The organism is Fictibacillus tiangongensis (assembly GCF_048083785.1).
Taxonomy (GTDB): Bacteria; Bacillota; Bacilli; order Bacillales; family Fictibacillaceae; genus Fictibacillus.
This window is the reverse complement of record NZ_CP182294.1, coordinates 359,910-372,814: the sequence shown is the minus strand read 5'-3', so window position 1 is coordinate 372,814 and position 12,905 is coordinate 359,910. Positions and strand designations below refer to the sequence as shown.

The following is a 12,905-nucleotide window of genomic DNA, read 5'->3' as shown; positions in this document are numbered from 1 at the left end:
TTTTGAGATTTTATCAACTTTTACCTTTAACCGCTTCAACTGTTTCAATCGCAGCATTTAAATTGTCATATATAACGTTCCCAACAACAACTGTATCCGCGAACTCTGCCATCTCTTTTGCTTGTTCAGCCGAATGAATGCCGCCTCCATAATAGAGAGTCGTGTTTTCAAGTACGCCCTTAACTTGACGAACAATATCAACATCACCATATGTGCCGCTGTATTCCAAATAAAAGATCGGAAGCTTAAACATTTTTTCGGCCAAGCGGGCATATGCTACAACATCATCCGCCGAGAGTTCTGTGTTAGCACTCGACCGTTTTGCCGCCTCACAATCTGGATTTAAGATGCAATATCCTTCAGTTAGAATCTCGTCCCAGTTCATGATGTCACCAAATTCTTTCAATGCTTCTGTATGGAGCCCCGTAATGAAGGTAGCGTCCTTTGCATTTAATACGGTAGGAATATAGTAAAAATCGAATCCTGGTGTAAGTGATTCGATATTAGATACTTCAAGCACGCAAGGAACTGCATATCTGCGGATTCGTGACATAAGGTCTAACGTGTTATCCAATGTAACACCACTAGATCCCCCAACCACAACAGCGTCCGTTCCGCTCTCACAGATCTTTTCCAGGTCACTGTCACTGATCTCTTTATCTGGGTCTAGCTTAAACACATGCTTCCATTTTCGATAATCAAACATTGTGTTCTTCCTTTCATATTTAAAAACACCCGTGCTTGCTTTTTTACAAGCCAGTTCTGTACTTCTGCATTATAACAAAAATAAGGTTCTCACTCTATGATTCATCATGTGGAAAGATTGTGAAGTTCATACTGCTTTTTGGGAGGAATAGCTATGCTTATGTGGCATATCGACGAAGAAATCATGCTAAAACAAGCAGACGTTAAAGAATCCGACAGCATCTATAGATTATTAGAAAAATCACGTCATCATCTTGGACCTTGGATCAGCTGGGTGGATTACACCCAATCAAGCGGTGAGATGCGGCAGTTTATAAAAACGGTGAACAAAAAGATGAAAGAACAAACAGACGTTGTTCTTTTTATATGGTATCGCGGACAAGTAGCAGGCTCTGTTGCTCTATATGATATTAAGTGGCACAACCAGTCGGGTATGCTTGGTTATTGGGTAGGATCAGGATTTGAAGGTCATGGTATTGCACAGCGCGCGGTAAAAGGAATGCTTATGTATGCCTATTACACGTTGATGCTGAATCGCGTGGAGCTTCGTGCTGCGGTTCAAAATGAAAAAAGCATCAAGCTCGCCCGCCGACTAGGCTTCCAAGCAGAAGGCGTTGTCAGGCAGGCAGAATGGATTCGCGGAAACTGCCGCGATCAAGTCCAGATGAGCTTGATGAAGAATGAATTTCATTAAATTTCAGGGTTCAAAACGTATGAGATATAGTTCTGCGCGCTTTGTTCAATCGCTTCCTCTGACGCACGAATCGCGCTATGGAATACGAACGGCGAGATGTAACGAGTTCCAATCAAGTTAGAAGTTGCTTGGAACGGACGAAGCAGTTCACTGATCGTATAGTGGTTGTGGCCACCCGCTTTATAAGAGAAGTCTGGCCCGCCCGTTGAAATCGCCAGTACTAACTCTTTCCCGTGAAGCGCATCGCCACCTGGACCATATGCCCAACCAAACGCTAGCACTCTATCTTGCCATTCTTTTAAAAGGGAAGGTGAGCTGTACCAGTAGAAAGGAAATTGAAGAACGATTCGATCGTGCTGCAACAGCATACGCTGTTCTTCTTCAACGTTCACTTTTCCGTCAGGATACAGATCATAAAGTTTTCGAACAGTAACAAGATCCTGTTTTTCTATTTCCTCAGCCCATCTTTTATTTACTGTAGAGTTCTGTAGATTAGGATGTGCGATAATGACGAGTGTTTTTTTCATTGGTGAGTCTCCTTTTTTAGGCTGTTTTCGTTTGCATTAAAGCTTGTGTAAGTAATTGATTTACACTCCAGGTCGCTCGCTTTCCACGGGGCGTACGGTGAGCCTCCTGCCGCTACGCGCCTTTAGGAGTCTCCACCTGACCGCTCGTCCCGTAGGAGTCGGCAACCTTGCGTTACAATCAACTTGCAATGACGAGGATATAAAGATTTAAAAGCAACAAATACTGCAGAAAAGTAGCCTTATACTAATAAAACGACATTTGCTTGTACAAACAACTTAAACGGTAAAGAAGAGAGCTCTTATGACTCGAGCTGCCCTGCTGCTAGATGAGTTGCTTTTGTGAGTGCTTTTCCTTCTTCTTCTCCTAATAGATCCGAGTATGTTCGGTAAAGATCTTTCCAAGCTTTTTCGAGATCTGTTTGAATCTCCGTTCCTGCTTGTGTCGGATGGATGTGCGACATCTTGCCTTGCACTTTACGCTCTGCAAGTCCTTTTACAACAAGCTTGTCCACGAATCTTGTGATCGTACTTGGTGTCATGTGAAGTTCTTCCGCCAATTCCGATTGAGAGATTCCAGGTTTGTCGTTCACAAGCATCATCATAAAACCATGAGTAGGCGTAATTCCTGTTGGTCTAAACGATTCCTCGGCCATTTTGGAAATAACACGAGAAAGCTTGTTTACGGTAAAATATAAGCAGTTTTCTAGATACTTTTCGGGCATTTTAGCACCTCTTTTGCAATCGTTAATGTTGTTTGTACATACAACTATAAATTGTAGTGTGATTTCTGTCAATATTTTGAGTTTATATGGGTGCTCGGCTGCCGCCAAGCTTACATTTTAGGATTTTACAGGGTAGAAAAAAACCGTGCTGAGCTCCAACCCTAAAGTTTTTGCTCTTAATCCACAAGTTTGGGTGCTCAATCCACGAGTTTTAGCGTTGAATCCAAAAGTTTTTACAGTTTATCCACGAGTCTACAATCCTCGACATCTATCGACAGCCCAAAAACTACTCGGACTACATACACTACCCTCACAAAATACAAAAAACCTACCTCTCAGGCAGGTTTTCGGTTCTTTATTTTGCTTCTTCCTCTTCATGAACGCGGTCGAGCACCATTGCATACGCGTCATTCCCAAAGTTTAGGCAACGTTTTACACGTGAGATCGTTGCGGTGCTCGCACCTGTTTCGCTTTCGATCTTGTGATAGGTTTTTCCTTCACGAAGCATGCGCGCTACTTCAAGTCGCTGCGCCAAAGATTGAATCTCGTTCATCGTACAAAGGTCATCAAAGAATCGATAGCATTCTTCCATATCCTTCAGCGATAAAACCGATTCAAAAAGCTGATCTAGTGCTTTTCCTCGTAATTTATCAATTTGCATGAAACATGCACTCCTTTTTATTGCATCTTAACCGAATCAGTCATTCCACTCGGTACAATGTTAATCCATGTCTTCCCTGGAACAAACGCTCCACCGTCCGGAACGATTCTTCCGTTTTCGTTTTTCCACGAAATGTTTTGCGCGACACCCTTCTGAATCAGAATCGCATCTCCGCCTGACGTTAAGTTGATCTCTCGTCTGCCAGCATCATCGATTACCCGGTGCGCCGCTTCAACAATGAATACATTGCTTACCGTAATGGGTGTTTCGGTCTCCCGATCTATCGTTGGTTCATTGTTGCTGCTTCTAGCGTACGTCTTCTTTTTAGCAGAGTACGTGTAACCTACTGTTTCTCCGCCTGGATAAGTGATCTGAATCTCGTTTGCGGGCGCACCTTCTATTGCTTTAGCACTTTTAGAAGTTAAGAACGCAAGCATATCGAGATCATCTGACTCATCGGCGCCGATCTTCTCCATCCCTTTTTCAATATTTTCATAGGTGATGTAAGAGTTGTGAGGCGCTTTTCTAAAATCAGCTCGATTGAAAAGAATGCCATCGTAATCCATTCCGTTCAAGTGATCGATCGTTCCGCTATCGAGAATCTCTTTCGCTTCAGGACTGAATCCGTGTGCCACGAATAAAGCATCGTAGCCCCGTGAGAGTTCGATGTAATAATCTCTCGCACTTCGAACCGGTCCTACTACTTCAGGCATCTCACTTTGGAAGATCGCCAAAAAGCGAGTAAGTTCTCCCTCAGCTAATACTTCGTAAACAATATCAGCTTTATGAAGTCCAGATTGCGGGCGTGCTTTCGGGTGGTTGTTCACCATGACCGAAACTGCGCGATGGTCTACCTCTTCATTCGTTCCCATGCCAGTGAGTGGATAAACAGAAGTAAACTCCTCTTTTTTCGAATCCGTCGCTTCAGCTTTATCTACCTTACCGTCTTCTAATACTTTATCTCTTGCGTCTTTACATGCAGACAGCGTTAATACCGTGATCATCGCCATCAAGATGATGTACCACTTTTTCATTGGGCTCACTACCTTTGTATCGTATTATTTTGCCCAATCCTTTTCTATATTAACGCATAATCGAAGGAAAGAGTAACCCTTTCTTTTTAACATCGTAAATGCCTCTTTGCGTAATGCGGATGTATGGCAAGTGTGTGGAAGAGAAAAACAATAGAGAATAGATCGGATCTTCGTATTGATAGCCTCTTTCTCTTAACGCATTCGTTAATCTTTTCTCTTCTACCACTAGTTCTTCTATACTAAGATTCGACATTCCTCCCGCTAATGGAAGTTTTATCTCAGCTACGATCTCGCCTCTCTCCGCAAGAACGATGCCTCCACCCACCTCTTTTAAGCGTTCGAAAGCTACAGCCATATCCTTTTTGCTTTTTCCGATGATCAAAAGATCTCCCGTATTGGAATACGAGCTCGCAAAGCCATACAGATTTTTCGCAAAACCCTTTACGACCGTATTGATTCTCCACTTTCCTTCTTTATCGATCAGCATTAAGAAACACTCGTCTGATTCTCCGTTAATCTCTTCAGAAAAAGGATTGATCGATACATTATATGGCCGTGTGATGACACTATTGTACATTTCTATTCCAACGAGACCAGAAAACTGAAAATCTTCGTCTTGGAGGTCCCATTTAATCTCTCTTTGTTTGATACCATGACCTTCCCAATCAAATTGAAAATCACGATCGTCACTAACATCCTTGCCGTCACGCTTCATCCATTTTCCTTTTGCCAAAACAGATTCAGGCAGAGGATTTGTTACGTCATCTAAAATATTCAAATGTGCGACTCGCCCTGCCGCAACCATGCCGAAGAGGTGATCTAGGCCATAATATCTAGCTACGTTATAAGAGACCATCATATACGCATCCACTGGGTCGAGCCCTGCTTCAAGTGCGATCTGCAGCATCTTATCGGTAACACCTTCCTCATAAAAAGCAGGTGTGGATCCGTCAGTCGTCATAAAGATTCTTTCATAGTTCGTGATGCCTTCTTCTTTCATCTGGCGCAACAACTTCGGCAGATCTGGACGAATCGAAGAATAACGAAGCGAAACTTGCAGACCAGCATTCAATCGGTCCATCACCTCTGTCCCTGTCATCGCTTCATGATCGCAGTCCACACCGAGCAACGTCATTGCAGTTAAGGTCTTTTCAGAAGCCCCTGGCAGATGTCCCTCGATCTTCTTACCCGCTTTCTTCGTCTTGAGCATCCAATGCAACAGCGTATCATCACCATGAAGCACGCGCGGCCAGCTCGTTAACTCGCCGCCTTGAAGAACATACGGGCTCTCAAGCAGCTGCCTCACACTTTTTTCCGAAAAATAATTCTCTTCTTCTAAGAGTTCAGTTTGTGCGTCATAACGGCACCACCAAAAGAAATTAGAAGGCAGATCGTTCACGTCCTCCATAAAAGAAAGCGCTTTCGAAATATTCATTTCAAAAAGCAGCATAAAGTTGTCGGCTAAAAATACGGACGTTCCACGCTGCAATGCATATCGCGAGAGCGACTGGGGATTATAAAGTTGAAACGGATGACAGTGAGGTTCAATATATCCCGGCACAACAAACTTACCTTCTAGATCAGTGATTTCCGTCCCTGTTGTATGGTCAGGCATCTTTTCGCCTACATAGACGATGCGGTCTTGAAGGATCCAGATGTTTGCTTTTACCCATTTTTTAAGAGCTGTGTTTAAATATGTAGCGTTTGTTAAGACAAGCGACGGTGCCAATTCACCTTGAATTACGGCCACTTGTTTGCGCATTTGCGCTTTTGTCCAAAAAGCAATGTGTTGGTTCATGTTGGATCACCTGTCTTCTCTCTGAAAATTTCGTTTTTTCAAGAATACCATATTCATCAAGCAAATTGGTGAAAATTGAAAGGAGTATCACAATGAGACAAAATATTGGTTTAGTTAATAGCATGATTCGAATTATTGCAGGTCTAACACTGCTTTCTGTTTATACAGCAAAGCTGACAAGAAAGCCTTACAAAGAGTCATACATTCTTATGATCTTAATGGCTGCGATGAAAGTAGCAGAAGGAATCGTCCGCTACTGCCCAGTGACTGACCTTCTTCACAAAAGCAAAGAAATGAACGACATGGATCTTGGTAATATCGCGAAAGAAGGTTCGCCGTTCAACCCTTCATAATAAGAAGGAGGCAGCACTATGCCCACTCATTCTTTACTAAAAGGCAACAGACCTCTATTTAGTTTATTGGTCGTTGTCTTTATTACACATCTTGGCTCGTATCTAGTCTTGCCTGTCCTTCCTATCCTCTTAAAAGTGGAAACCGGACTAACAGCGGCACAGATTGGATTTACTCTCGCTGTTATCTCGATCTTCATGCAAGTCGGAAGTGTGGTCGGAGGCGTATTCGCTGACCGTACAGGCAGACGTTTTATCATCGCACTTGGTGCTTTAATACGGGCTGGCGGGCTGATAGGTTTCGCTTATTTTTCAACTTATTCACTTGTTTTATTAACTGCTGCGATCAGCGGGCTTGGTCTTGGGCTTAATGCACCGTCCACAAAAGCATTTATTTCATCACTCGTAAAAGCAGAAATGAGATCTACTGCTTTTTCATTGCGTGGAATCTTTGCCAATATTGGAATGGCCATTGCTGGATTGACCGTTTTCGCTTTATTTACAGGAAGTTCAAAACTAATCTTCATAACCGCTGGTGTTATTTATTTAGGAGCAAGCGTGATCAGCTAGTTCTTCTTGCCTGCAGGCTGTGGAGACGAAAACTGCCGAGAAGTTAAGTGGAGTGAATATCGACAAGGGTTAAAAAACATTCCCTTCCTCGTTTTTGTGATCGCGACAATCTTTGTTTGGGCGCTTTACGTACAGTTTGCACTCGTGCTCCCGCTTCGAGCTGAAAATGTTCTGTCCAACGGAAAAGACGTCAGCATCATCTGGACCATCAACAGCATCACGGTCATATTAGCTCAAACGCTCATTACAAAAAATATTATCCGAAATATTCATCCCCTGACATCTGTTGGTATAGGGGCGATCTGTATCGGATCTGCTCTCGGAAGTTTATATTTTGCGAACACTTTATTTTTCTTTGTTTTTACCGGAATTATCTTTATTACGGGTGAGATGCTGATCATGCCAACGTTGGATACGTCTATCTCTCAGCTTGCGGCTGCCCGGTTTCTTGGCATGTTCTTTGGATTAGCTAGTGTTTTTACAGGGATTGGGGAAGCGATAGGAAATTCAATCGGAGGACGATTATTTGAAGTGGCGGATGGAGGAGAAAGCGCTGCTCCTTATGTAACGTACGTGATAGCAGGTTTTGTCATCTTCATCGGGATGCAGTTGTTGCGTCGGTGGAAACCGTTGTCCATCATACAGCCTCCAAAACTCATGCCGACCGCAGCTCCGAACACCGAATCATCTACATCTCATCCGAATCCAATTAATGAAGGCTGACGAACAAGGTTTTGATCAACCATTGCCCGTCAGCCCTCAATTTCAATATAGGAGGTAAGCCATATGAGTTACGAATACTTAATGGATACTGCTTTTCTTTATATCTTGCTTATCGGCGGAATCATCGCCATCTCATTTGTATTTATTAAGAAGAGACGTGCGAAATAGCTCGAAACCCGATATCTTTGCGATAGAATGAGCCTTCGCACGTGATTTTCTTCATTTCTTTATATACGTTTTCCCGTGCTTCACTTAATGAACGTCCTTTAGTGGCTACCAATAACACTCGGCCACCATCCGTTAAAAGAGATTCACCTTCTCTTTTTGTACCCGCGTGAAACACGTTAGAACCACCTTGAATGTCTTCAATCCCCGTTATTACTTCAGCTTCTGAAGAAGAAACAGGATAACCATCAGATGCAAGAACAACACCAAGTACGGATTCTTCTGACCAATGAAGTTCCGGCTTTTTGCCGTTTAAAAGGGATAAAAGCAGATCAGCTAGATCGTTTTCTAGTCGAGGCAGAATCACTTGTGTTTCAGGGTCACCGAAGCGTGCGTTAAACTCGATCACTTTCGGACCATTCTTCGTTAAGATTAGGCCCGCATATAGAATTCCTGTAAAAGGAGTGCCTTCTTGTTTCATCGCAGAAACGGTTGGCTGAACGATCTCTTTTATCGCTTTTTGGATGTCTGCGTCGGAAATCTGGGGAACGGGTGAATATGCCCCCATCCCACCTGTGTTCGGACCTTTATCCCCGTCATACGCACGTTTATGGTCTTGAGCAATTTCCATCGGAAGGAAAATCTCGTCATGTACGAATGACATTAACGAAAATTCTTCCCCTTCTAGGAATTCTTCAACAACAACCGTTTCACTCGCAGAACCGAAGCGTTTGTCCACCATCAACTCGTGTAGGCCGTCTTCCGCTTCTTCTAAAGTCATGGCCACAATGACACCTTTACCTGCGGCAAGTCCGTCCGCTTTTAACACGATCGGTACTCCTTTTTCTCGAACATATGCTAGAGCCTCATCATGATTCGTAAACGTTTCAGAAGCAGCTGTTGGAATGTCGTACTTTTTCATGAGATTCTTCGCGAATGATTTTGAGCCTTCGATCTCTGCTGCTGCTTTAGATGGACCGAAGATAACAAGGCCTTCTTCTTTAAAACGATCTACGATGCCTTCTAGCAGAGGCACTTCAGGTCCAACGAATGTTAAACCGATTTCGTTTGCTTTTGCAAAAGTGACAAGCTCGTCGATGTTGGTTTCTTTGATGGAAACGCATGTTGCTTGTTGTGCCATGCCTGGGTTTCCTGGTGCAGCAAACACTTTTGTGACGCTCGGGCTGTTGCTGAATTTCCACACGAGCGCATGTTCACGTCCACCTTTGCCGATTACAAGAACGTTCATGGTTGCTACCTCCTTTATAAAATGATAAACGTTGTTTTCATGATGGCCTTGATAGTAGTTGATCTCCGTTCCAGGTGCTCGCTTTCCGCGGGGCAGGCGGTGAGCCACATTCGTACGTTTCACGTATAAGTGTCTCACCCGCCCACCTGTCCCGCAGAAGTCTCGCACCTTGCACTCCGATCAACTTAATCAGTGGAGTTTATAGGTAATACTAAAGGCTGTTGGCACTTTAGTTTTTAAGTCACGAACTGATGCTAAAGACTGTTTGAACTAATTCAATAATTTAAAAGGCTTCTTGATAAAACATCTGAAGATAAGGCTAAGTGATTGTCTTTTAGATTTTTTCTTTTTGTACTTCTTATGCAAGTTGATTGGAGCGGAAGGTTGCCGACTCCTATGGGACGAGCGGTCAGGTGGAGACTCCTAAGGGCGCAAAGCGGCAGGAGGCTCACCGTTCGCCCCATGGAAAGCGTGCAACCTGGAGCGGAAATCAACTACTTTCAGGAACTAACAATGTATTCGAAAACAGCTAAAAGGATTAATGCTTAAAGTGTCTTACGCCTGTGAACACCATCGTGATCCCGTGCTCATCTGCTTTTTTGATCGAGTCTTCATCCTTTATCGATCCGCCTGGCTGTATGATCGCTGTAACGCCAGCGCGTGCCGCTGCTTCTACGGTGTCATCCATCGGGAAGAATGCATCTGACCCTAGAGCAGAGCCTTGTGCACGTTTCCCCGCTTGCTCGATCGCGATTTTCGCTGCGCCAACGCGGTTCATCTGACCCGCGCCAACACCTACTGTCATTTCGTCTTTCGCTAAGACGATCGCATTTGATTTCACGTGTTTTACCACTTTCCAAGCAAGTTTCAAATCTTTCCACTCTTGCTCAGTCGGCTGGCGCTTTGTTGGAATCGTCACGTTCGCGTCATCCAACCCGAAAACGTCTTCTTCTTGAACGAGCATTCCGCCAGAAACGGTTGTGATTTTTTTAGCTATCCCTTTACCTTCTGTAAAATCTAATTTTAATAAACGGATGTTTTTCTTTTTCGTTAGGATCTCTAACGCTTTCTCTGTAAATGAAGGAGCGATGATGATCTCAAGGAAAATCTCACTCAGCTTTTGAGCCGTTTCTTCATCAATTTCTGTGTTCGCAGCGATGATGCCACCGAAGATCGATACAGGGTCAGCTTCAAACGCACGGGTGTACGCTTCAAGGATCGTTGAGCCTGTTCCAACGCCACATGGATTCATGTGCTTAACCGCAACTACAGCTGGATCAACGAACTCTTTTACAATTGAGAGTGCAGCATCTGCGTCGTTGATGTTGTTGTATGAAAGCTCTTTTCCGTGAAGCTGTTCAGCGTCTGTTAAAGAGAGCGTGTTCTTCAGTGGCGTTGAATAAAACGCGGCTTTTTGATGAGGGTTCTCACCATATCGAAGGTCCTGTTTCTTTTCATATGTTACCGTGTAAGATTCCGGGTGCTCCTCTTCTACAGCTGCTGTTAAATACTCAGCAATCAACGCATCATAAGCCGCTGTATGACGGAACGTCTTCGCAGCAAGTCTTCGGCGTGTCTCTTCACTTACAGCTCCTGTACCATCAAGCTCACCCGCTACTGTCTCATAGTCTGCCGGATCGACAACGACCGTTACGTAGGCGTGATTTTTTGCAGCTGAACGCAGCATACTCGGTCCGCCGATATCGATATTTTCGATCGCGTCAGCGAATGTTGTGCCTTCTTTTGCAATCGTCTCTTTGAACGGATAAAGGTTTACAACAACAAGATCGATCGGAGAGATCTCATTTTCTTGCATGGCTGTTTGATGTGTCTCATTATCTCGAACAGCGAGTAAACCGCCATGAATTTTTGGGTGAAGCGTTTTGACACGTCCGTCCATGATCTCTGGAAAACCAGTTACTTCAGAGATACCGATCACAGGAATTCCTGCGTCTTGCAGCGCTTTTTTTGTTCCGCCTGTAGAGATGATCTCTACGCCGTGATGAGCTAGTTTTTCTGCAAAATGAAGTAATCCTTCTTTATTTGAAACGCTTATGAGTGCACGTTTGATCGTCAATGTAAGAGGCCCCCTACGGTGTCTTTTTGTAATAGTTTGTTGATGATAGCTGGGTACAATTTGTGTTCTGCTTTTTGGATGCGCTGCTGCAGGGTTTGCTCAGTATCGCCAGGCAATACAGGAATGCGAACTTGTTCGATGATCGGCCCTGTATCCATTCCACTATCTACATAATGAACCGTTACACCTGTTTCGGCAACGTTCGCTTTCAGAGCTTGTCCGACCGCATCCTTACCAGGAAAGGCTGGCAGATACGAAGGGTGGATATTGATGATACAGCCTTCATACGCTTTTAATAATACCTCACCAACCAGCCTCATATATCCTGCGAGAACGATAAATTCTACTCCATAGGATTGAAGTTCAGAAACGATTTCTTTTTCAAAATCAGCTTTTGATGCAAATGTTTTTGGCAAGAACGAATACGTCGGAATCCCGAAGTGGCGCGCACGATCAATCACTTTCGCCCCCGGTTTATCACATACTAAAAGCTCGATATCCGCCTGAAGCTCACCTGCTTCAACCGCGTCTATGATGGCTTGAAAGTTACTTCCGCTTCCAGAAGCAAATACAGCTATTTTTCTCATTCGATGTTTCCTCCACCAAAGATCACACCTTCACCTTGTTTCACGCGACCGATGATGTAAGGCTTCTCGCCTGTTTCTTCTAAAAGGCGGATGATTGGTAGCATATTTTCTTCTGAAACCGAGAGCACCATTCCAATTCCCATGTTAAACGTTGTGAACATCTCTTTCCGTGTCAGGTTTCCTTTTTCTTCGATCAGATCAAAGATCGCAGGAACCGGCCATGATCCATAATCTACTTCTGCCGCAAGACCTTCTGGCAGCATGCGTGGAATGTTTTCAATGAATCCGCCGCCTGTAATATGAGCAACACCGTTCACATCAAACTGATTGAACACTTCAAGCAACGGTTTTACATAGATGCGAGTCGGTGTTAACAGCTCTTCACCTAATGGTTTAGATAAACGATCAATGTGTTGGTTCAGATCAAGTCCTGCGTTTTCTAATAAAACTTTACGAACCAGTGAAAAACCGTTGGAATGAAGACCGTTTGAAGCAAGACCGATCAATACATCGTTCTCGGAGATAGCAGCGCCGTTGATCAGCTTCGATTTCTCGGCGATTCCAACCGTAAATCCAGCTAGATCATACTCTTCACTGTCATACATGCCAGGCATCTCTGCCGTTTCTCCGCCAATGAGCGCACAACCTGCTTGTTCACAGCCATCCGCGATCCCACTAACGATCTGTTCGATCTTTTCAGGGTGAAGCGTGCCGCAAGCAATATAGTCCAGGAAATAAAGCGGCTCAGCGCCTTGCGCTACGATATCGTTCACACACATCGCAACTGCATCTACACCGATCGTGTCATGCTTATCCGCCATGAACGCAAGCATCAGTTTCGTACCTACTCCGTCTGTTCCGGAAATCAGCACAGGCTCTTTATGTGAGAATCCTGATAGATCGAACATCGCACCAAATCCTCCAAGTCCTGCTAATACTTCCGGACGCTTCGTTCTTTGTGCATGTTTCTTGATACGATCGACCGCTTCATATCCTGCTTCGATGTTCACGCCTGCTTGCTTATATGCTTCTGCCATCGTCTT

The 12,905-nt window shown here is 44.1% G+C and carries 15 protein-coding genes; 5 read left to right on the top strand and 10 right to left on the bottom strand.

All coding sequences use genetic code 11. The features are described from left to right. Positions 1-13: 13 nt before the first annotated feature. The gene (locus tag ACNJYY_RS02205) at positions 14-706 is read right to left on the bottom strand and encodes a heptaprenylglyceryl phosphate synthase (RefSeq protein ID WP_416730376.1); all 693 of its coding nucleotides are present in this window, start codon (positions 704-706) and stop codon (positions 14-16) included. Positions 707-859: 153 nt separating this feature from the next. Between ACNJYY_RS02205 and ACNJYY_RS02200 the strand changes: the two genes are divergently transcribed. Beyond that, positions 860-1,399, top strand: a complete 540-nt coding sequence (locus tag ACNJYY_RS02200; RefSeq protein ID WP_416730375.1) for a GNAT family N-acetyltransferase — start codon at positions 860-862, stop codon at positions 1,397-1,399. Here the strand turns inward: ACNJYY_RS02200 and ACNJYY_RS02195 are convergent. From ACNJYY_RS02195 to ACNJYY_RS02175, 5 genes are all read right to left on the bottom strand, one after another. Then, positions 1,396-1,926, bottom strand: coding sequence for an NAD(P)H-dependent oxidoreductase (locus ACNJYY_RS02195; protein ID WP_416730374.1), 531 nt, complete (start codon positions 1,924-1,926; stop codon positions 1,396-1,398). The two genes, ACNJYY_RS02200 and ACNJYY_RS02195, sit on opposite strands and share 4 nt — an antisense overlap. 299 nt (positions 1,927-2,225) lie before the next feature. Then, a complete protein-coding gene (locus tag ACNJYY_RS02190; protein ID WP_197191951.1) occupies positions 2,226-2,648 on the bottom strand; it encodes a MarR family winged helix-turn-helix transcriptional regulator in 423 nt (140 codons plus the stop codon). Positions 2,649-3,003: 355 nt separating this feature from the next. Continuing rightward, positions 3,004-3,309 carry a YerC/YecD family TrpR-related protein gene (locus ACNJYY_RS02185; protein WP_066242834.1) on the bottom strand — a complete coding sequence of 102 codons (306 nt, stop codon included), beginning with the start codon at positions 3,307-3,309 and terminating at the stop codon, positions 3,004-3,006. A gap of 17 nt (positions 3,310-3,326) precedes the next feature. Further along, complete coding sequence (locus ACNJYY_RS02180; RefSeq protein WP_416730373.1) at positions 3,327-4,343, bottom strand: DUF3048 domain-containing protein; 1,017 nt, start codon at positions 4,341-4,343, stop codon at positions 3,327-3,329. A 49-nt stretch (positions 4,344-4,392) separates the two neighbouring features. Next, positions 4,393-6,141, bottom strand: coding sequence for an adenine deaminase C-terminal domain-containing protein (locus ACNJYY_RS02175; RefSeq protein ID WP_416730372.1), 1,749 nt, complete (start codon positions 6,139-6,141; stop codon positions 4,393-4,395). Positions 6,142-6,233: 92 nt separating this feature from the next. Between ACNJYY_RS02175 and ACNJYY_RS02170 the strand changes: the two genes are divergently transcribed. From ACNJYY_RS02170 to ACNJYY_RS02155, 4 genes are all read left to right on the top strand, one after another. Further along, positions 6,234-6,494 carry a DUF2892 domain-containing protein gene (locus ACNJYY_RS02170; protein WP_144704449.1) on the top strand — a complete coding sequence of 87 codons (261 nt, stop codon included), beginning with the start codon at positions 6,234-6,236 and terminating at the stop codon, positions 6,492-6,494. 18 nt (positions 6,495-6,512) lie between these two features. Continuing rightward, positions 6,513-7,061 (top strand): MFS transporter, encoded by a 549-nt coding sequence (locus tag ACNJYY_RS02165; protein WP_416730371.1) that lies wholly within the window; start codon positions 6,513-6,515, stop codon positions 7,059-7,061. A 6-nt stretch (positions 7,062-7,067) separates the two neighbouring features. Further along, positions 7,068-7,784: a hypothetical protein gene (locus tag ACNJYY_RS02160; RefSeq protein WP_416730370.1), complete on the top strand. Its 717-nt coding sequence runs from the start codon at positions 7,068-7,070 to the stop codon at positions 7,782-7,784. Between the two features lie 63 nt (positions 7,785-7,847). Then, the gene (locus tag ACNJYY_RS02155) at positions 7,848-7,952 is read left to right on the top strand and encodes an EYxxD motif small membrane protein (protein ID WP_328086095.1); all 105 of its coding nucleotides are present in this window, start codon (positions 7,848-7,850) and stop codon (positions 7,950-7,952) included. On the opposite strand, the gene purD is transcribed toward ACNJYY_RS02155, so the two are convergent. From purD to purM, 4 genes are all read right to left on the bottom strand, one after another. Beyond that, positions 7,930-9,198: a phosphoribosylamine--glycine ligase gene (gene purD, locus ACNJYY_RS02150; RefSeq protein WP_416731787.1), complete on the bottom strand. Its 1,269-nt coding sequence runs from the start codon at positions 9,196-9,198 to the stop codon at positions 7,930-7,932. The two genes, ACNJYY_RS02155 and purD, sit on opposite strands and share 23 nt — an antisense overlap. 538 nt (positions 9,199-9,736) lie before the next feature. Then, complete coding sequence (purH, locus tag ACNJYY_RS02145; protein WP_416730369.1) at positions 9,737-11,275, bottom strand: bifunctional phosphoribosylaminoimidazolecarboxamide formyltransferase/IMP cyclohydrolase; 1,539 nt, start codon at positions 11,273-11,275, stop codon at positions 9,737-9,739. Beyond that, positions 11,272-11,862, bottom strand: a complete 591-nt coding sequence (gene purN, locus ACNJYY_RS02140) for a phosphoribosylglycinamide formyltransferase (protein ID WP_416730368.1) — start codon at positions 11,860-11,862, stop codon at positions 11,272-11,274. The genes purH and purN overlap by 4 nt, the downstream gene beginning before the upstream one ends. After that, entirely contained in the window at positions 11,859-12,899 is a 1,041-nt protein-coding gene (gene purM, locus ACNJYY_RS02135; RefSeq protein WP_416730367.1) for a phosphoribosylformylglycinamidine cyclo-ligase, read from the bottom strand. The genes purN and purM overlap by 4 nt, the downstream gene beginning before the upstream one ends. Positions 12,900-12,905 lie beyond the last annotated feature (6 nt).